This window comes from Brevundimonas sp. (assembly GCF_036659295.1).
Lineage (GTDB): Bacteria > Pseudomonadota > Alphaproteobacteria > Caulobacterales > Caulobacteraceae > Brevundimonas.
Genome location: NZ_JAVXCU010000178.1, coordinates 1 through 570, shown reverse-complemented (window position 1 = coordinate 570; position 570 = coordinate 1). Strand labels below are relative to the sequence as shown.

1 protein-coding gene is annotated in these 570 nt (G+C 64.0%); it reads right to left on the bottom strand.

The window, feature by feature from the left end:
• Positions 1 to 29: 29 nt before the first annotated feature.
• Positions 30 to 570, bottom strand: a 541-nt coding sequence (locus RSB01_RS14230; RefSeq protein ID WP_332625775.1) for an acyl-CoA dehydrogenase family protein, incomplete at its 5' end; no start/stop codon positions are given.

Here is a 570-nt window from a genome sequence, read left to right as displayed (position 1 = left end):
AACGGCGTCGATAATATAGGCTTCGGCCATCAGGCGACCTCGTAGGCGAAGGTTTGGTCCGGCCCCACAGGGCGGGTGAAAATGCGGTTGGCGACACGGGCGCGGTGCAGGGCGGGTTCACCCCAGCTATAGGTCAGGCCAAGGGCGCGTTTCAGCACCAGATGGACATCGACCTCGTAGCTGTAGCCCATGGCTCCATGTACCTGCAGGCTGGCGCGCGAGGCGTAGTCGGCGGCTTCCAGACAGGCCAGTTTGGCCTGGCTGATACGCGCACGGCTAAAGATGTCGTGATTGCCAAGGCTGACGGCTGCGGCATGCAGGACCGGACGGGCGAACTCGATCTTGGTTTGGGCCGAGGCGAGGTGGTGTTTGACCGCCTGATAGGTGCCGATCGGCTTGCCGAACTGCTGGCGCTCCTTGGCGTATTCGACGGCTAGATCGACCGCGCGCTGGGCCAGACCCAGACCTTGGGCGGCAGCAAACAAGGCTCCGCGATCAAGAGCCTGATCCCACAGCTCGGTGCGGTCGCAAATCTGGCTGGCGCGGTCCGGCGTCCAGTCCACACGGAAC